17 protein-coding genes are annotated in these 18860 nt (G+C 65.0%); 7 read left to right on the plus strand and 10 right to left on the minus strand.

The window, feature by feature from the left end:
- Nucleotides 1-9: 9 nt before the first annotated feature.
- From prfA to HDG37_RS25820, 3 genes are all read right to left on the minus strand, one after another.
- Nucleotides 10-1092 carry a peptide chain release factor 1 gene (prfA, locus tag HDG37_RS25810; protein ID WP_184052386.1) on the minus strand — a complete coding sequence of 361 codons (1083 nt, stop codon included), beginning with the start codon at nt 1090-1092 and terminating at the stop codon, nt 10-12.
- Between the two features lie 121 nt (nt 1093-1213).
- The gene (gene hemA, locus HDG37_RS25815; protein ID WP_184052388.1) at nt 1214-2500 is read right to left on the minus strand and encodes a glutamyl-tRNA reductase; all 1287 of its coding nucleotides are present in this window, start codon (nt 2498-2500) and stop codon (nt 1214-1216) included.
- Nucleotides 2501-2579: 79 nt separating this feature from the next.
- Nucleotides 2580-3290 carry a response regulator transcription factor gene (locus HDG37_RS25820; RefSeq protein WP_184052389.1) on the minus strand — a complete coding sequence of 237 codons (711 nt, stop codon included), beginning with the start codon at nt 3288-3290 and terminating at the stop codon, nt 2580-2582.
- A gap of 229 nt (nt 3291-3519) precedes the next feature.
- Between HDG37_RS25820 and HDG37_RS25825 the strand changes: the two genes are divergently transcribed.
- The 3 genes from HDG37_RS25825 to HDG37_RS25835 are packed head-to-tail and all read left to right on the plus strand — an operon-like array spanning nt 3520 to nt 6288.
- Complete coding sequence (locus HDG37_RS25825) at nt 3520-3798, plus strand: hypothetical protein (protein WP_184052391.1); 279 nt, start codon at nt 3520-3522, stop codon at nt 3796-3798.
- An 18-nt stretch (nt 3799-3816) separates the two neighbouring features.
- On the plus strand, nt 3817-5631 hold the full coding sequence (locus tag HDG37_RS25830; RefSeq protein WP_184052393.1) for an aminopeptidase P family protein: 1815 nt from the start codon (nt 3817-3819) through the stop codon (nt 5629-5631).
- Between the two features lie 33 nt (nt 5632-5664).
- Nucleotides 5665-6288 (plus strand): HAD family hydrolase, encoded by a 624-nt coding sequence (locus tag HDG37_RS25835; protein ID WP_184052395.1) that lies wholly within the window; start codon nt 5665-5667, stop codon nt 6286-6288.
- Nucleotides 6289-6302: 14 nt separating this feature from the next.
- Here the strand turns inward: HDG37_RS25835 and HDG37_RS25840 are convergent, their stop codons facing one another.
- The 6 genes from HDG37_RS25840 to ugpB all read right to left on the minus strand — a co-directional run bounded on the left by HDG37_RS25840 (nt 6303) and on the right by ugpB (nt 13742).
- Nucleotides 6303-7427 carry a DUF748 domain-containing protein gene (locus tag HDG37_RS25840; protein WP_184052397.1) on the minus strand — a complete coding sequence of 375 codons (1125 nt, stop codon included), beginning with the start codon at nt 7425-7427 and terminating at the stop codon, nt 6303-6305.
- 156 nt (nt 7428-7583) lie between these two features.
- Nucleotides 7584-9248: an energy-dependent translational throttle protein EttA gene (gene ettA / locus HDG37_RS25845; protein WP_184052399.1), complete on the minus strand. Its 1665-nt coding sequence runs from the start codon at nt 9246-9248 to the stop codon at nt 7584-7586.
- A gap of 230 nt (nt 9249-9478) precedes the next feature.
- A complete protein-coding gene (locus HDG37_RS25850) occupies nt 9479-10567 on the minus strand; it encodes a sn-glycerol-3-phosphate import ATP-binding protein UgpC (RefSeq protein WP_184052401.1) in 1089 nt (362 codons plus the stop codon).
- A 50-nt stretch (nt 10568-10617) separates the two neighbouring features.
- Entirely contained in the window at nt 10618-11463 is an 846-nt protein-coding gene (gene ugpE / locus HDG37_RS25855) for a sn-glycerol-3-phosphate ABC transporter permease UgpE (protein WP_090802035.1), read from the minus strand.
- On the minus strand, nt 11460-12344 hold the full coding sequence (gene ugpA / locus HDG37_RS25860) for a sn-glycerol-3-phosphate ABC transporter permease UgpA (protein ID WP_184052403.1): 885 nt from the start codon (nt 12342-12344) through the stop codon (nt 11460-11462). The genes ugpE and ugpA overlap by 4 nt, the downstream gene beginning before the upstream one ends.
- A gap of 72 nt (nt 12345-12416) precedes the next feature.
- Nucleotides 12417-13742: a sn-glycerol-3-phosphate ABC transporter substrate-binding protein UgpB gene (gene ugpB, locus HDG37_RS25865; protein WP_184052405.1), complete on the minus strand. Its 1326-nt coding sequence runs from the start codon at nt 13740-13742 to the stop codon at nt 12417-12419.
- A gap of 405 nt (nt 13743-14147) precedes the next feature.
- Between ugpB and HDG37_RS25870 the strand changes: the two genes are divergently transcribed.
- Entirely contained in the window at nt 14148-14561 is a 414-nt protein-coding gene (locus HDG37_RS25870; protein WP_184052407.1) for a hypothetical protein, read from the plus strand.
- Nucleotides 14562-14638: 77 nt separating this feature from the next.
- Here the strand turns inward: HDG37_RS25870 and ychF are convergent, their stop codons facing one another.
- Nucleotides 14639-15733: a redox-regulated ATPase YchF gene (ychF, locus tag HDG37_RS25875; protein WP_184052409.1), complete on the minus strand. Its 1095-nt coding sequence runs from the start codon at nt 15731-15733 to the stop codon at nt 14639-14641.
- Nucleotides 15734-16001: 268 nt separating this feature from the next.
- Between ychF and HDG37_RS25880 the strand changes: the two genes are divergently transcribed.
- The 3 genes from HDG37_RS25880 to HDG37_RS25890 all read left to right on the plus strand — a co-directional run bounded on the left by HDG37_RS25880 (nt 16002) and on the right by HDG37_RS25890 (nt 18717).
- Nucleotides 16002-16370 (plus strand): hypothetical protein, encoded by a 369-nt coding sequence (locus HDG37_RS25880; RefSeq protein ID WP_260321397.1) that lies wholly within the window; start codon nt 16002-16004, stop codon nt 16368-16370.
- 243 nt (nt 16371-16613) lie between these two features.
- The gene (locus HDG37_RS25885; RefSeq protein WP_184052411.1) at nt 16614-17786 is read left to right on the plus strand and encodes a UbiH/UbiF family hydroxylase; all 1173 of its coding nucleotides are present in this window, start codon (nt 16614-16616) and stop codon (nt 17784-17786) included.
- A gap of 205 nt (nt 17787-17991) precedes the next feature.
- Nucleotides 17992-18717: a DsbC family protein gene (locus HDG37_RS25890; protein WP_184035963.1), complete on the plus strand. Its 726-nt coding sequence runs from the start codon at nt 17992-17994 to the stop codon at nt 18715-18717.
- The last annotated feature ends 143 nt before the right edge of the window (nt 18718-18860 follow it).

The following is an 18860-nucleotide window of genomic DNA, read 5'->3' on the forward strand; positions in this document are numbered from 1 at the left end:
GTCGGGGCGTTAGTCCGCGTCGCCGAGCGAAGCCAGCAGTTCGGCCTGATGCTCGCTGACGAGCGCCGCGATCAGTTCTTCGAGATCGCCGTCCATGATCGCGTCGAGGCGATACAGCGTCAGGTTGATGCGGTGATCGGTGAGGCGCCCCTGCGGGAAGTTGTACGTGCGGATGCGCTCCGAACGGTCGCCCGAGCCGATCAGGTTCTTGCGCGTCGCAGCTTCCTTCGCCTGCTGCTCGTGCGCCTGCTTGTCCTTGATGCGCGCGGCGAGCACCTTCAGCGCGCGATCCTTGTTCTTGTGCTGCGAGCGGTCGTCCTGACATTCGACGACGATGCCCGTCGGCAAGTGCGTGACGCGCACCGCCGAGTCGGTCTTGTTGATGTGCTGGCCGCCCGCGCCCGACGCGCGGAACGTGTCGATACGCAGATCGGCCGGATTGATCTCGACTTCGCCGATCTCGTCCGCTTCCGGCATCACCGCGACCGTGCACGCCGAGGTATGGATGCGGCCCTGCGTTTCGGTGGCCGGCACGCGCTGCACGCGATGCCCGCCCGACTCGAACTTCAGCTTCGAATACGCGGCATCGCCGGCAATTCGCACGATCACTTCGCGATAGCCCCCGAGGTCCGATTCGCTCGCCGACATCATCTCGACCTGCCAGCGGTTGCGCTCGGCATAGCGCAGATACATGCGCAGCAGATCGCCCGCGAACAGTGCGGATTCGTCGCCGCCGGTGCCCGCGCGGATTTCGAGGAAAATGTTGCGCTCGTCGTTCGGGTCTTTCGGCAGCAGCATTTTCTGCAGTTCGACGCCGAGCGTCTCCATACGATCGCGTGCTGCGCGGATTTCCTCTTCGGCAAAATCGCGCATCGACGCGTCGGCGAGCAGTTCCTGCGCGGTGGCGGCGTCGTTCTGCGCCTGGCGCCACAGCCCGTAATGCTCGACGACCGGGTCGAGCTCCGCGTGTTCGCGCGTCAGCTTGCGGTATTGGTCGAGGTTGGCGGTGATGTCCTCGCGGCTCAACAGGTCGTTCAGTTCGGCCAGCCGGGTGGTCAGCTGGTCGAGCTTGCGTTGCATGCTCGTTTTCATCGGGCGGGTAGCGGAGCGGAGTCCGGAATGGATGCGGCCAGGGGAACGGGCGAGTGCCCGGGGCGGAAGCACTTTGCGAGCCACGGCGGTGGCGCGCGGGGGTGCGGCGAGCACTGCGCCGCTAACGCTCGGTAGAGCCGGGGTGTTTGTAGAAGCCGCTCATCAGCTCGATCAGCTTGTCGCGGTTGTCGGTGCTCGCGCGATTCAGCGCGTGCGTAGGACCATGGATCAGCTTGTTGGTGAGCGATTGCGACAGTGCCTCGAGGACTGCGGCCGGATCGTCGCCGCGCGCGAGCATTTTCTGCGCGCGTTCGACCTCTGCGCGGCGCAGCGTGTCGGCCTGCGTGTGCATGTGGCGGATCACCGGCACGATGCTGCGCGCATCAAGCCACTGCATGAAGGTCTGTACGCGCGTTTCGATGATCGCTTCGGCCTGCGCGACCGCGGCCTGGCGCGACGCATTGCCTTCGCGGACGATCGCGCCGAGGTCGTCGACGGTGTACAGGAACACGTCTTCGAGCTGGCCGGCTTCGGGTTCGATGTCACGCGGCACCGCGAGGTCGACCATGAAAATCGGCCGGTGACGGCGCGCCTTGACCGCGCGCTCGACCGCGCCAAGACCGATGATCGGCAACGTGGACGCCGTGCACGACACGATGATGTCGAATTCGTGCATCCGCGCGGGGAGCTCGGAGAGCGGAATGGCGCGGCCGTTGAAGCGCTCGGCGAGCCGCATGCCGCGCTCGGCGGTTCGGTTCGCGACGACGAGTTCCCGCGGATGCTGCGCCGCGAAGTGCGTCGCGCAAAGCTCGATCATTTCGCCAGCACCGATGAACAGCACGCGCTGGTTCGCGATCTTGTCGAAAATGCGTTGGGCGAGGCGTACCGCGGCGGCGGCCATCGACACCGACTGCGCGCCGATCTCGGTGGTGCTGCGCACTTCCTTCGCGACGGCGAAGGTACGCTGGAATAGCTGATTCAGGTAGGTGCCGAGGGCGCCGGCTTCGGAGGCGGTGCGCACCGCGTCCTTCATTTGTCCGACGATCTGCGTTTCGCCGAGCACCATCGAATCGAGCCCCGACGCGACGCGGAACGCATGGCGCACGGCTTCGGACTGCGGCAGCGCATAGACGTGCGGCGCGAGTTCATCGATCGGGAGGTTGTGGTACTTCGACAGCCACTGCACCGAGGCTTCGCGCGCGGCGAGGTCGTCGGTCGCGCAATAGAGTTCGGTGCGGTTGCAGGTGGACAGAATTGCCGCCTCGGGCGCGTTGGGGGCCATGTGGCCCAGCCAGATGCCTTTGAACGTATCCAGAGCGGGCTTTATCTGTTCGAGCGGAAACGCCACGCGTTCGCGCAAGGCGACAGGCGCAGTGTGATGGTTGATTCCGATCGTTAGAAGCTGCATGTGGGGGAGCTATCGTTCAGCCATATATTATAGCGTTTCCACGATACTCACATCCTGCCCGCCATATATCCCGCATGCGTCAGTTCGCGCCTGTCAGGCTCTCCGGCGGGATCGCGTCGAGCTGGTAACCGTAACCATAGACCGGCGTCAGCGTGTAGCCAAGCTCCGGGCGCAGTTGCAACTTGCTGCGCACGCGCGACGCGTGGGTGTCGATGGTGCGCGACTTTACGTCACGGCGGCGGGCCCACACGGTTTCGAGAATATGCGCGCGCGACACCGGCCGCGCGAGATTGTTGAACAGCACCAGCGCGAGGCGGAATTCCTTCGGCGTCAGGATCACGGTCAGGTCGCGGAATGTCACGGCCAAATTCGCCGCGTCGAACGTATAGCCGCCGATCACGTCGCGTCGACGGTTGGGCGGCCGCCGCAGGCCCGCACGGCGCTGCAGCGCCTCGACGCGCGCGAGCATTTCGGGGCCGCGCACTGGCTTGGCGAGACAGTCGTCGGCGCCGGCATGCAGCGCGGCGACGATCTGGCATTCGCGCGGTGCGCTCAGCAGCATCATGACGGGCAGGCCTGGCAGAATGGAGCGCGCGCGCGGGATCACGTCTTCGGCGCAATGGTCGCCGGCCCAACTTTCGGTGATCAACAGGTCGAAAAATTCGTCGGTAGCGCGCTGCAGGAACGTGGCGCTAGTGGTGAAGTGATGGCACGCGTGGCCGCCGGCGAAAATGAGCCGGTCGACCAGTTTGGCGTGTTGCACGTCGGGTTCGATAAGGGCGATGCGCATGGCGCTGCGTCAGCCTGGCAACGGGCGAAGCATGAGGCGTTTTCGTCAGACTTACAACTTGCCTAAGCACACCCCGATCCCTAAACTCAACCGCTATGCGGAAAGCGCCGTGCTGAACTTGTATAGTTGAGGAGGCAAAAATGGTAGCGTTGGCGGCTCCTTTCGCCTATGAGACGAATCCGAAATCGATCTTGCCGTGTTTGAGCGCCCAGTCTGGAGTCGACGCCTGATGGGTTGGCCAGGCATTCTCGTACTCGGCGCGGTGATCGGCCTCGCGGGCTGGTGGTTGCATCCGCAGCGCCGCGCGAGCCGCGCCCGCTGGTGGGCCGCGCTGTTGGCCGGTGTGCTCGGCACGAGCTTCGCGCGCATGGCCGGCAATGTGACAAGTCTCTTCCATGACGGCGACATGCTCGAATGGCCGATATGCACCGCCGTCGCGCTCATCGCCGTCGCCGTGACGGTCGGCCTCTTGTCGCGTCAATCAACGCGCCGGTCAATCCGTCGATGAATCCTTGCAGGTAACTCCATGAACGCCCGACTTCCCGAAACCTCCTCCATTCCCGAGCGCCTCGCGAGCCTGCGCGCCGCGATGGCGCGCGAAGGCATTGCCGCTTACCTCGTGCCGTCGGCGGATCCGCATCTGTCCGAGTATCTGCCAGGGCGCTGGCAAGGCCGCCAGTGGCTGTCGGGCTTCACCGGCTCGGCCGGCACGCTGATCGTCACCGCCGATTTCGCCGGCGTCTGGACCGACAGCCGCTACTGGGAGCAGGCGAGTGCGCAGCTCGCCGGCAGCGGTGTCGAGCTGATGAAGATGACCGGCGGCCAGCTCACGACGCCGCATTTCGAATGGCTCGCGCAGAACGTCGCGAGCGGCGGCACGGTCGGTGTGGACGGCGCGGTGCTGGGCGTCGCGGCCGCGCGCGCGTTGAGCGCCGCACTGAACGCGCGCGGCGTGCACTTGCGCACCGACCTCGACCTGTTCGACGCGATCTGGGCGCAGCGCCCGGCGCTGCCCGCCGACGCCGTCTTCGAGCACGCCGCGCCGCAAGCGGGCGTCACACGTGCGGACAAGCTTGCGCAGGTGCGTCGCGCGATGGGCGAGAAAGGCGCGCAGTGGCACTTCATCTCGACGCTCGACGACCTCGCCTGGCTGTTGAATCTGCGCGGCGCCGACGTCAGCTACAACCCGGTGTTCGTCGCCCACGCGCTGATCGGCGTGGATCGGGCGGCGCTATTTATCGCCGACGGCAAGGTGTCGCCGGCGCTCGCCGAAGTGCTCGCGCGCGACGGCATCAGCGTCGAGCCGTACGCGAAAACCGCCGACGCGCTTGCTGCGCTGCCAGCCGGCAGCACGCTGCTGATCGATCCGCGCCGCATCACGTACGGCTTGCTGCAGGCGGTGCCGTCGTCGGTCAAGGTGGTCGAGGCGGTCAATCCGTCCACTTTCCTGAAGTCGTGCAAGACCGCTGCCGATGCCGCGCACGTGCGTGAGACGATGGAGCAGGACGGCGCCGCGCTCGCCGAATTCTTCGCGTGGTTCGAAAGCGCGCTCGGCCGCGAGCGCATCACCGAGCTGACGATCGACGAGCGTCTGACGGCAGCTCGCGCGCGCCGTCCCGGCTTCGTGTCGCTGAGCTTCGCGACGATCGCGGGCTTCAATGCGAACGGCGCGATGCCGCACTATCGCGCGACCGAGGAGTCGCATGCGGTGATCGAAGGCAATGGCCTGCTGCTGATCGATTCGGGCGGCCAGTATCTGAGCGGCACGACCGACATCACACGCGTCGTCCCGGTCGGCACGCCGAGCAGCGAACAGCGCCGCGATTTCACCGTCGTGCTGAAGGGCATGATCGCGCTGTCACGCGCGCAATTCCCGCGCGGCATCCGCTCGCCGATGCTCGACGCGATCGCGCGCGCGCCGATCTGGCAGGCCGGCGCCGACTATGGCCACGGCACCGGTCACGGGGTCGGCTACTTCCTGAACGTTCACGAAGGCCCGCAGGTGATCTCGCACTACGCGCCGGCCGAACCGTGGACCGCGATGGAGGAGGGCATGATCACGTCGAACGAGCCGGGTCTGTATCGGCCGGGCAAGTGGGGCGTGCGAATCGAAAACCTCGTGCTGAACGTGGCCGCGGAAAAAACCGAATTCGGCGACTTCCTGAAGTTCGAAACGCTGACGCTGTGCCCGATCGACGCGCGCTGCATCGAGCTGTCGCTGCTGCGCGACGACGAGCGCGCGTGGCTCAACGCGTATCACGAGACGGTGCGGGCGCGCCTCGCGCCGCATGTATCGGGCGACGCGAAAGCGTGGCTGGAACTGCGCACGCAACCCATCTGAGCATAGCGGCGACCTTCCAAAGGAGCGTGGTGCATGGCGATCAAGGCAGTGGTGTTCGATTTCGGCGGTGTGCTGATCGACTGGAGTCCCGAGTACCTGTACCGCGAGCTGATTCCCGACGAAGTCGAGCGCCGCTGGTTCCTCACGCACGTCTGCTCGATGGACTGGGTGATCCGCCAGGATGGCGGCCAGCCGATCGTCGAAGCCACCGACGAGCTGATCGCGCGGTTTCCCGATCACGAACCGCTGATCCGCGCGTTCTATGAGCGCTGGCACCAGATGGTGGCGGGGGTGCTCGACGACGGCATCGCGCTGATGGAAAAGCTCGAAGCGGCCGAGGTGCCGCTCTTCGGGCTGACCAACTGGTCGGCCGAGACGTTTCCATACGCGTGGGAGCACTATCCGGTGCTGCGGCGGTTTCGCGACGTCGTCGTGTCGGGGCGCGTGAAGCTCGTGAAGCCCGACCCGGCGATCTTCGCGGAGATGCGCCGGCGCATCGAACTGCAAATGCCCGGTGTCGAGCCGGCCGAACTCGTCTTCATCGACGACAACGCGAAGAACGCCGAAGCCGCGACGGCGCTCGGCTGGCACGGCGTGCATCACACGAGCGCCGCGCAAACGGAAGCCAGGCTGCGCGAATTGGGCTTGCCGGTTTGAGCTGACCGCCGCCGCTACTGCCCCAGCAGATTCTTCAGCGCATTGCCGAGACCCTTGACGGTCTCGCCCGCACCCTTCGCGACGCCTTCGACGCTGACCCCGAGCGCCTTCGCAAACCCCGCGCCGATGCGCGTGAGGATTCCTTCGCGCACCGAGAACTTCGGATCGCGCAGATCGCCGTCGAGCACGAAATGCAGCGTGATGTCGCCGTTATGCGTCTTCAGCGCCGCGACGGCGGCGTGGGTCGGAATCGACATGAACGTCTCGAGCGGATTGTCGGATTCGGCGAGTTGCAGATTGTGGACCGTCACCGTGCCGGGCGCATGGAGATGATAGTTCCGCACCGTCGATTCGATCGTCAGGTCGACGGTGCCGCCCGTCACCTGTGCGCGCGTGCCGGCCTTCTTCAGCAGATACGGATCGAGCATCGCAATATCGACGCCGCGCAGCGTGCTCGTCGTCTGCGAATCGCGGCTGGCGATTTTGATCCAGCCGTCGAACGTCACGGTGCCCGTATGCGCCGGCCCCTTCATCGAGCCGCGAACGCTGACATCGGTCGGTTCGGTAAGCGCCGGCAGATGCAGATGGTCGACGCTCGCGTTGGCGTTGCTGACCGTGACCTTGAACGGCGGCGGCCCGACAGTCATGTCGTAGAAATGGAAGTTGCCGTGTTCGAAGCGGATATGGTCGACCAGCTTTTCGCGCGGGATCGGCGGCGCCGTGCCGGCGGTGCCCGGCTGATCGCCGCGGTTCAGCGATTCGCGCAGGTTCGGCAGCAGATTCAGCGAGCCGTCCTTCGTGCGTAACACGGCCATGTCGAAGCCGCGCACGACGACCTCGCGGATATGCATGCGCCGCGCGATCAGATCGCGCACGTCCGGGGTGATCGTGATTTCGTCGGCGCGTAGCGGTTCACCCGCTGGCCAGCCAGGCGGCGCTTTTAGCACGACGTGGGTGAGGCGTACCGAGGTGAGGCCGACGTCGATACTGTCGGCGCTGCCGAGTGGCCCGAGCGCCGCGCTGACGCGATTCTTGACTTCCTGTTGCGCGAATTGCATCGCGCCGATCGCGATCAGAACCAACGCCAAAAGCGTTCCGCCCACGATGACGATCCAGCGCCTGCCCTTCGACATCGCCATGCCTGTCTCCTCGTCGCCGCGTCGCGCGGCGCTGTGTTGACCGTCTGTCGCGTGCGCGAGACTTTCACGCGCGCCTCCATCTAGCGACGGTTAGCAACGCGCATGCCCCGCGGCCCGTCCGGCATCGCGCCAGACGGGCCGTCGTCCGCCCGCTTCTTAACGCGAGATCGGCTTGTAGCGCAGGCGCTTCGGCCGTGCGCCTTCCTCGCCGAGACGCGCGCGCTTGTCCGCTTCGTATTCCTGGTAGTTGCCGTCGAAGAACGTGACTTGCGAGTCGCCTTCGAACGCGAGGATATGCGTCGCGATGCGATCGAGGAACCAGCGATCGTGCGAAATCACGAGCACCGAGCCCGCGAATTCGAGCAGCGCGTCTTCGAGCGCGCGCAGCGTTTCGACGTCGAGGTCGTTCGACGGTTCGTCGAGCAGCAGAACGTTGCCGCCCGCGATCAGCGTCTTCGCCAGATGCAGACGACCGCGCTCGCCGCCGGACAGATTGCCGACGATCTTCTGCTGGTCGCCGCCCTTGAAATTGAAGCGGCCGATATACGCGCGCGATGGTGTTTCGTACTTGCCGACCGTCAGCACGTCCGCGCCGCCCGAGATTTCCTCGAACACGGTCTTGGTGCCTGCGAGCGCTTCGCGGCTCTGGTCCACGTAAGCGAGCTTGACGGTCGGACCCTGCACGATTTCGCCCGAATCGGGTTGCTCGCGGCCGGTCAGCATACGGAACAGCGTCGATTTGCCGGCGCCGTTCGGACCGATGATGCCGACGATCGCGCCGGCCGGGATCTTGAAGCTGACGTTATCGAGCAGCAGCCGGTCGCCGTACGACTTGCTGACGTTCTTGAACTCGATCACTTCATTGCCGAGGCGGTCGCCGACCGGAATGAAGATTTCCTGCGTTTCGTTGCGCTTCTGGTAGTCCTGGCTGTTCAGCTCCTCGAAGCGCGCGATACGCGCCTTCGACTTCGCCTGGCGGCCCTTCGGGTTCTGGCGCACCCACTCGAGTTCCTTCTTGATCGCCTTCTGGCGCGCGGACTCCGACGCTTCTTCCTGCTTCAGACGCTCTTCCTTCTGATCGAGCCAACTGCTGTAGTTGCCCTTCCACGGAATGCCGTGACCGCGGTCGAGTTCGAGAATCCACTCGGCGGCGTTGTCGAGGAAGTAGCGATCGTGCGTGACGGCGACCACGGTACCCGGGAAGCGCGTCAGGAACTGCTCGAGCCATTCGACCGATTCCGCGTCGAGGTGGTTGGTCGGCTCGTCGAGCAGCAGCATGTCGGGCTTTTGCAGCAGCAGCTTGCACAGCGCGACGCGGCGCTTTTCGCCCCCCGACAGATGCTCGATCTTCGCGTCCCATGCCGGCAGGCGCAGTGCGTCGGCGGCGATTTCGATCTGCTGCTCGGCGCTGCCGTCGGTCGTTGCGAGGATCGCTTCGTACTTCGCCTGCTCGGCGGCCAGCGCGTCGAAGTCGGCGTCCGGCTCCGCGTAGGCCGCGTAGACTTCGTCGAGCTTCTTCTGCGCGTTGAACACGTCGCCGAGGCCTTCCTCGACCGCTTCACGCACGGTTTTCTGCGGATCGAGTTGCGGCTCCTGCGGCAGATAGCCGATGTTCAGGTTCGGCATCGGTGTCGCTTCGCCTTCGATCTCCGTGTCCACACCGGCCATGATGCGGATCAGGGTCGACTTGCCCGAGCCGTTCAGGCCGAGCAGGCCGATCTTCGCGCCGGGGAAGAACGATAGCGAAATGTCTTTCAGGATCTGGCGCTTGGGCGGCACGATTTTGCCGACCCGGTTCATGGTGAAAACGTATTGGGCCATTAGCTTGCAGTAGACGTTGACGACGCCGGCCGCGTGCGGGCGGGCAGTCGGGGGTGAATGGGTAATCGGTGTGAGGGCCGGGCGGAACATCCGGCGCCGGCCAGCGCGGCGTCGGATTCGACGACGCTGCCGCGCGCGGCATGTGGTTCAGGTGGCATTGTACTTCGCGGCGAGGGCCGGGCGGCAGGGGGGCCGGCGGCGGGCCGCCGTCGCGGCGCGCCGCGGGCGTCTCAGTTCGCGCGCCGTCCAGTCGCCGGATCGAAGAAGTGCAGATGCTGCGCGGGCAGCACGACCTGCAGCGCCTCGCCGGCCGCGGGACGATGCGCGTGCGGCAGCCGCGCGGTCACATCGTGCTTGCCCCAGCGGCCGTGCGCGAGATTGTCCGCGCCGAGAATTTCGCAAGAATCGACACTCAGTGTCGCGAACGGTGCGTTGGCCGTGCCCGGGCTCAGATGCTCGGGGCGAATGCCGAGCGTCCACTCGCGGCCTGTCGCGACTTCGCGGCCGATCGACGGCACGCCCGCGAGCGGCAGCTTCGGGCCGTTGCCGGCGACGTCGAAGGTCGAGCCGTCGTCCGCGACACGGCCTTCGAGCAGGTTCATCCCCGGCGAGCCGATGAAGCTCGCGACGAACACCGTGGCCGGCCGCTCGTAGACTTCGGTCGGCGCACCGATCTGCTCGGCGTGGCCCTGGTTCATCACGATCACGCGCTGCGCCAGCGTCATCGCTTCGATCTGATCGTGCGTGACGTACAGACTCGTGGTCTTGAGGCGCGCATGCAGGCGCTGGATTTCGAGGCGCATCTGCACGCGCAGACGCGCGTCGAGATTCGACAGCGGCTCGTCGAACAGAAACACCGCCGGCTCGCGCACGATCGCGCGGCCCATCGCGACGCGCTGCCGCTGCCCGCCCGACAGCTCGCGCGGCTTGCGCTGCAGCAGCGCGCCGAGCTCGAGAATCTGCGCGGCGGCTTTGACGCGTTTCGCGATCTGCGTACGATCGACGCCCGCGATCTTCAGCGCGTAACCCATATTCTCGGCCACGCTCATATGCGGATACAGCGCGTAGTTCTGGAACACCATCGCGATGTTGCGATCCTTCGGCTCCAGCTCGTTGACGACCTTGCCGGCGATCGAAATGCTGCCGTCGGAGATGCGCTCGAGCCCGGCGACCATTCGCAGCAAGGTCGATTTGCCGCAGCCGGACGGGCCGACCATGACGACGAATTCGCCGTCGGCGACGTCGACGTCGATGCCGTGCAACACGAACTGTTTGCCGTCGTAGGTTTTCTTAACGCTTTGCAGAGTCAGTGCAGCCATGCCGTTCTAGCCTTTGATTTTGAGTGCTTGTCGCGGTCCGCCCTACCGGATCATTTTTCCGAATCCACGAGGCCGCGCACGAACCAGCGCTGCATCGTCAGCACGACGGCGAGCGGCGGCAGCATCGCGAGCAGCGTGGCCGTCATCACCAGATGCCATTCGGTCGCGGTATCGCCCGAGGCAATCATCCCCTTGATGCCGATCACCGCGGTGATCAGCGACTGCTGGCTGGTGATCAGGATCGGCCACAGATACTGGTTCCAGCCGTAGATGAACGTGATCACGAAGAGCGCTGCCATCGTGGTCCGCGACAGCGGCAGCACGACGTCCCAGAAGAAGCGCAGCGCGCCCGCGCCGTCGATGCGCGCGGCTTCCATCAGCTCGTCCGGCAGCGTCTTGAAGAACTGGCGGAACAGGAACGTCGCGGTCGCCGACGCGATCAGAGGCAGCGTCAAACCGGTATACGTATTGCTCAGATGCATCGACGACACCACCTGCACGGTCGGGAAAATCCGCACTTCGACCGGCAGCATCAGCGTGATGAAGATCAGCCAGAACGCGAGTGTGCGGAACGGAAAGCGGAAGTAGACGATCGCGTACGCGGAGATCATCGACACGGCGATCTTGCCGATCGCGATGACGAGCGCCATCACGAGGCTGTTGACCAGCATGCGATTGAACGGCGCCGCGGCGTTGCCGGTGCCCTGCGTCCAGATCGTGACGATGTTCTCGAACAGATGCGTGCTCGGCACGAGCGACAGCGGCACCGTGAACACCTCGTGCTCGCTCATCGTCGCCGCGCAGAACGCGACGTACACCGGAAACACCACCAGCGCGACGCCGATGATCAGCACCGCGTGACAGAACAGGTCGAAACCGCGTCGGTTCTCGATCATGAGTATTGAACCCTGCGTTCGATGAAGCGGAATTGCACGACGGTCAGCGCCACGACGATGATCATCAGCACGACCGACTGCGCGCCCGAACTGCCGATGTCGAGCCCCTGGAAGCCTTCGGCGAAAATCTTGTAGATCAGCGTGCGGGTGGCCTGGCCTGGGCCGCCTCCGGTCGCCGCGTCGATCACGGGAAAGGTGTCGAAGAACGCGTAGGTGATGTTGATCACCAGCAGAAAGAACGTGGTCGGCGACAGCAGCGGCAGGGCGATGCCGAAGAAGCGGCGCACCGGACCGGCGCCGTCGATCGCGGCCGCTTCGATCAGCGAGCGCGGAATCGCCTGCAGGCCCGCATAGAAGAACAGGAAGTTATAGCTGATCTGCTGCCAGACCGACGCGAGCACGACGAGGAACATCGCCTGACCGGGGTTCAGCGCGTGATTCCATACGATGCCGTGTTTCGCGAGCGCATACGTGACGAGGCCGATGCTCGGGTTGAACAGGAACGACCACAGCACCGCGGCGATCGCGGGCGCGACCGCGTACGGCCAGATCAGCAGCGTTTGATAGGCCTTCGCGCCGCGCGTCACGCGATCCGCGCAGACCGCGAGCAGCAGCGAGATCACGAGGCCCGACACGGTGACGAGCGTGCAGAACACGATCGTCGTGTTGAACGACGCCAGATACAGCGGGTCGGCAAACAACTGTTTGAAGTTTGCGAGTCCGACGAACTCGCTCGACGTACCGAACGCATCCTGGGTTTGCGTCGATTGCCAGAGCGCGACGCCCGCCGGCCACAGGAAGAACACGAGCGTGATGAGCAGCTGCGGCGCGACGAGCAGGTAGGGCAGCGCGCTGGTGCCGAAGTAGGAGCGCTTTTCCATCGGGATGTCCAGAGTGTGCTGCAACGACGGGTTCCCGCGCGGGAGCGCCGGAACCCTGCCTGCAGGCGATGCTTAGTTACCGGCCTTTTCGAAGCGGCGCAGCAGGTCGTCGCCGCGCGCGACGGACGAGTCGAGCGCCTGTTGCGGCGTCTTCTTGTCCGCCCACACCTGCTCGAGTTCTTCGTCGATCACGGTGCGGATCTGCGGCATGTTGCCCAGACGCAGACCCTTCGTGAACGGCAGCGGCGGCTTGTTCAGCATCTGGCGGATCGCGGTGTCGCTGCCGGGGTTCTTGTCGTAGAAGCCCTGCTGGCGCGTCAGGTCATACGCGGCGGTCGTGATCGGCAGATAGCCGGTGTCCTGATGCCACTTCGCGGCGACTGGCGCCGTGGCCAGATAGGCGAGGAACTTCGCGACGCCCTTGTAGACGGCCGGGTCCTTGCCCGACAGCACCCACAGGCTCGCCCCGCCGATGATCGCGTTCTGCGGCGCGCCCTTCACGCTGTCGTCGTACGGCATCATGCCGGTGCCGAAGTTGAACTTCGCGTATTTCTTGATCGTCGCGAGCGAGCCTGACGAGTTCGTGATGATGCCGCAGTCGCCGCTATAGAACTTCGACACCGGTTCGTCCTTGCGGCCGACATAGGTGAACGTGCCGTCCTTCGCCATGTTCTGCAGGAACTGGATGTGCGCGACCTGCAGCGGCTTGTTGAATTCGAGCTGCGCGTCCATGCCGTCGAAGCCGTTGTTACGCGACGCGAACGGCGCCGCATGCCACGCGCTGTAATTCTCGAGCTGAATCCAGCTTTGCCAGCCCGACGAGTAGCCGCACGACATGCCCGAGGCCTTCAGCTTCTGCGCATCGGTGTGCAACTCGGCCCAGGTCTTCGGCGGCTGGTTGGGATCGAGGCCAGCCTTCTTGAACGCATCCTTGTTGTAGTACAGCACCGGCGTCGAGCTGTTGAACGGCATCGAGATCAGTTCGCCGGTTTTCGAGTCGCTGTAATAGCTCGCGATGGTCGGCACGAAGGCTTTCTGATCGAGCGGCAGGCCCGCGTCCTTGAATACCTGCGTGACCGGGACGATGGCTTTCTTCGCCTGCATCATCGTCGCGGTGCCGACCTCGTAGACCTGCAGGATGGCCGGCGCATTGCCGCTGCGATAGGCGGCGATGCCGGCGGCGAGGGTCTGGTCGTAGGTGCCCTTGAACACGGGCACGATCTTGTAGTCGTTTTGCGATTTGTTGAAGTCGTTCGCGATGTCGTTCAGACGTTCACCCAGTGCGGCTTCCATGGCGTGCCAGAACTGGATTTCGGTCGCGGCGTGAGCCGCCTGGCTGACGCCGATGCTCAATACAGCGGCGACGGAAAGTGAACGGAACAGCGGCTTGTAATTCATCGATTTGTCTCCGGTTCGGAAGGGGCGCGGACGCGAATCGCGCGATTCTAGTTGTGTTCGATGACATTCCGGCGTCGGCGCGCCGGAAGCCGAAATTTAGCATTGGCTGTCAGGGAAAGGAAATAAACGGGAGGCGAATCGGGAAGATAGCGGGTGATGCAGGTCATGGCGAGGTGTCGCATCGATGTGCTTCCGCGACCATTACCACTTTTGACATTCGCCCATCTGGCGATACCGTAATTGAGGTGTCCAACATGACTTGGACGTATCGCCAGACTTCGGGAAACCTGTCCCGAGACGGCAACCTGGTCGCTCGCGGATACTCGGACAATGGTGCTTCGGGTGGAACGATGAAAAAATTCCTTGCGCCGCTGATCTTGCTGTGCGTCAGGAGCAGTGGGGGCCGTGCCAGGCAAGACGCCTGCTGAGGTATCGGCGGCGATCCGCCGGCAAGGGGCAAGCGCGTCTTTCAGGTCGCTGGACGAAGCAGTTGTCGATAGGCTTTTCGAGCGGATCGGGACAGGCCAAGCAGATTGGGTTGCACTTGCGCCCAAACTGGCCGTAGGGGCCGACGGCGCGAACGCGGAAGGTTTGGGAATCGCTCTTGCCTATGCGTTGCCGAGAAATCCCGCAGCTGTGCTGAAGGTCGTAGACCCTGTCGAAGGCGACAGTCACATTCTCGCGGTATCGCGTGTGTGCGGCATTCCGTTTCTTGACGATGCGCCGAAAAACTACAAGGCCAAAGCGTTGCACGCTGTTTCGGCGGTCACGACTGCAAATCCCAAGGCCCGTTGTCTCGACGCGTTGCGAAAGTCGTAGCGCGCAAACAAAAAAGCCCGCAACCCCGGAGGGTTCGCGGGCCTTAAGCGCGCAACGCAGTTTGCGCTGCTTCGCGCTTACACGTTGAACAAAAAGTTCATCACGTCGCCATCATGCACGACGTACTCCTTGCCTTCCGCGCGCATCTTGCCGGCTTCCTTCGCGCCTTGTTCACCCTTGTAGGTGATGTAGTCGTCGAAGCTGATCGTCTGCGCGCGGATGAAGCCGCGCTCGAAGTCGGTGTGGATTGCGCCGGCCGCCTTCGGCGCCGTATCGCCGACGTGGATCGTCCACGCGCGCACTTCCTTCACGCCGGCCGTAAAGTAGGTCTGCAGGCCGAGCAGCTTGAAGCCCGCGCGGATCACGCGGTTCAAGCCCGGCTCATGCATGCCCATGTCGGCGAGGAAGACTTCCATGTCGGCTTCGTCGAGGTCGGCGATTTCCGCTTCGACCGCCGCGCACACGGCCACGACCGGCGCGCCTTCAGCAGCCGCGAACTTCGTGATCGCGTCGAGGTGCGGGTTGTTCTCGAAGCCGTTTTCCTTCACGTTGGCGACGTACATCGTCGGCTTGGCGGTGATCAGGCAGAACGGCTTGAGGGTAGCCTTTTCTTCATCGGTCAGCTCGAGCGCGCGGACCGGCTTCGCCTGGTCGAGCTGCGCGCGGACCTTCTCCAGCACCGCCGCGTTCTTCGCGGCTTCCTTGTCGTTACCCGACTTGGCCGCCTTGGAATAGCGCGCGAGCGCCTTCTCGACGGTGGCGAGGTCGGCAAGCGCGAGCTCGGTGTTGATCACCTCGATGTCCGACAGCGGATCGATCTTGTTCGCGACGTGAATCACGTTGTCGTCTTCGAAGCAGCGTACGACGTGCGTGATCGCGTCGGTTTCGCGGATGTTCGCGAGGAACTGGTTGCCGAGGCCCTCGCCCTTGCTCGCGCCGGCCACCAGACCGGCGATGTCGACGAACTCGACCACGGCCGGCAGGATGCGCTCCGGCTTGACGATTTCGGCGAGCGCCTTCAGCCGCGCGTCCGGCACCTCGACGATGCCGACGTTCGGCTCGATCGTGCAGAACGGATAGTTTTCGGCGGCGATTCCCGCCTTGGTCAGCGCGTTGAACAGGGTGGACTTGCCGACGTTGGGCAGGCCGACGATGCCGCATTTGAGGCTCATGAAAATCCTTCAGTGAATCAGTAGGTTGCGTGATGCGCTCGACGCTGCGCGCGGATTCGGAACGCCTTCGCGTAAGGTGGGGCGCGGCAGGCTCAGCGGAGCGGACAAGACACCGAATCGGGGCGTTGGCTCGACGATTGAGTGCGAGTTTTCACGGAAAGCGCAATTGTAACCCGTTCGCCCGCGCGGACCCGCCGGCGCATTGGCGCGAAGCCACTGTAGAATCGTCAGTTCAAAGCCGGCCGAGCTCAATTTCCGGGGGAGCAACGTGGGACTCATCAGATGGGTTGGGATCGGCGTGGTCGCCGCGGTCGTGGTGGGCTCGGTCGCGACATGGGTCGCGCCGAATTTCGACGAAGCGCAGGCCACCACGGACCGGCAGACCATCGATTGTTTGACGACCCACCTGTCGCACGAAGATCACGCCGACATCGCGCGGTTCGCCGATAAGAACGACTACGACTCGCTATGGCGCGTGTTCGACCGCGTGTTCCCCGACTGCGCGGTACGCAGCGATCAGCGCGATCGCAAGGCGGAGCTCGAGGCGGCCGCGTGGCGCAACCTCTCGTCCAATCGCGACTTCATGCGCATGCGCGAGGCGAACGCGGCGCTCGCGGCAAGCGCCGCGACGCATTAGCACGACGCATCGAGGCCGCGCGGCCGCGCGGCCACCGGCCCGGGACTCAAATGCGCGTGGCCGCCAACGCATGAAGTGCGGGTTGCGCGAGCGGTCGGCATCAGACTCGCACAGTCCCGCCAACAACTTCAGGCTCTGCCCCCAGACACCATGTCCGGCACGAGCCCGCGAGGCCCCGCGCACAGCGCCCAACGGCCGCGCCCGTCGATCCGTCCCCCGTACCCCCGCGGCTATAATGCGCGCATGAACGCACACCACCAGACCTTTGATGCCGCCGTGATCGGCGGCGGGCTCGTCGGCAAGACCGCGGCGCTCGCGCTCACGCAAGCCGGACTGCGCGTCGCACTGCTCGCGCAGCCTTGCGCGGCGCTGCCCGCCGGTGCCGTCTTCGACTCGCGCGTCTATGCGTTGTCGTCGAGTTCGCAGGCCTTGCTCGAACGGCTGCGGGTCTGGCAGGCGCTCGATCACACACGGCTCGGTCCCGTCTACGACATGCGCGTCTATGGCGACGCGCACGCCGAGCTGCATTTCTCGGCGTTTCAGGCATCGGTACCGCAGCTTGCGTGGATCGTCGAGTCGTCGGTGATCGAACGCGCGCTCGATGCCGCGCTGCGCTTCCAGCCGAACCTCACGTGGTTCGACGCGCGCGCGCAGGCGCTCGATTTCTCCGTCGACAACGCGAGCGTCGGCCTCGCGAACGGCAGCGTGCTCGAAGCGGATCTGGTAGTCGGCGCGGACGGCGCGCACTCGTGGGTGCGCGCGCAGATCGGCTCGAAAGTGGTGCGCCGCGACTACAGACAGATCGGTGTGGTCGCCAATTTCAAGGCTGCGAAGCCGCACGGCGAAACCGCGTATCAGTGGTTCCGCGACGGCGAGATCATCGCGTTGCTGCCGATGCCGGACGGCCACGTGTCGCTGGTCTGGTCGGCGCGCACCGAACACGCCGAGCAGTTGCTCGCGCTCGATCCCGAGCGGCTCGCCGCCGAAGTCGAGCACGTGAGCGGTGAACAGTTCGGTGCGCTCGACTGCGTGACGCCCGCGCAGGGCTTCCCGCTCGCGTTGCAGACCGTGGACCGGCTCGTCGCCCCGCGGGTCGCGCTGGTCGGCGATGCCGCACATCTGATCCATCCGTTGGCAGGACAGGGCATGAACCTCGGCTTGCGCGACGTCGCCGCGCTCGCGAGCACGATCGGCGGCAAGGAGTCGTTCCGCGATCTCGGCGACATGGTGCTGCTGCGTCGCTACGAACGCGCGCGCCGCGAAGACATTCGCGCGCTGATGATCGCCACCGACGGTCTGCAGAAACTGTTCTCGGTGCCCGGTCCGCTCGCGCGCGCCGTGCGCAATACCGGCATGGCGTTCGTCGGCGCGCAGCCATTCATCAAGCGCTGGCTCGTGTCGGCGGCGCTGGGGTAAACCGCGACGAGGCGTCGGGCGGATAGCCGATGGCCGGTCACCGGCGCCCGGGACAGGTATCATGACCGGATCGACGCGCTGCGATCCGCCCCTTATCCGACCCCCGATCGAACCTGATCGAGCCTGATTGAACAGATAGGCGGCCGAAACTCGCGGCCGGAACGTAAAGAACGCGCAGGTGCGCGACTGACTCCAGGACTCCAGCATGAAAAAGACCTTCCGCATCGCCGCCGCCGCGCTCGCGATCGGTGCCGCTACGCTCGGCTGCTCGGCGCAGGCCGACCAGACCACCGACAAGCTCAAGGCCACCTTGCAAACCCGTCTTTCCGACGTGACGATCAAAAGCGTGTCGAAGACGCCGATCGCGGGCCTGTACGAAGTGAATCTCGGCACGCAGATCGTCTACAGCGATGCGAGCGGCGACTACCTGATGCTCGGCGACATGGTGGACTCGAAGACGCGCAAGAATCTGACCGAGGCACGCCTGTCGGAAACCAACCGCATCGACTTCGCGAGCCTGCCGTTCGGCAACGCGGTGAAGGTCGTGCGCGGCAACGGCGCGCGCAAGATCGCGGTGTTCTCCGATCCGAACTGCCCGTACTGCAAGCAGCTCGAAAAAACGCTGCTGTCGATCGACAACGTGACGGTCTACACGTTCCTGTACCCGGTGCTGTCGCCCGATTCGACGGCCAAGTCGAAGTCGATCTGGTGCTCGGCCGATCGCGCGAAGGCGTGGGAATCGTGGATGCAGGACCGTCAGGCGCCGACCGCCGCCGCCACCTGCGACACCGCCGCGATCGACAAGAACCTCGCGCTCGGCCGTTCGATGAACGTCGAAGGCACGCCGACGGTGTTTCTCGCCGACGGTCGCCGCCTGCCCGGCGCGGTGCCGGCAGATCGGCTCGACAAGGAGCTGTCGGCCGTGCACTGAACAGCGCGCTGGCCACAGCGCCACGCCCGCCCCGGGCGCGCAACAGATGCAACGTTCAAACTGAAGGAGGCGCACGAAGCGCCTCCTTTCGCATCGAGCCCCGAACTTCTCCGCCTCACTCTCCTGACACTCCCAAGCGCCGC

It is taken from the genome of Paraburkholderia sp. MM5384-R2, from assembly GCF_014201025.1.
Classification (GTDB): Bacteria; Pseudomonadota; Gammaproteobacteria; order Burkholderiales; family Burkholderiaceae; genus Paraburkholderia; species Paraburkholderia tuberum.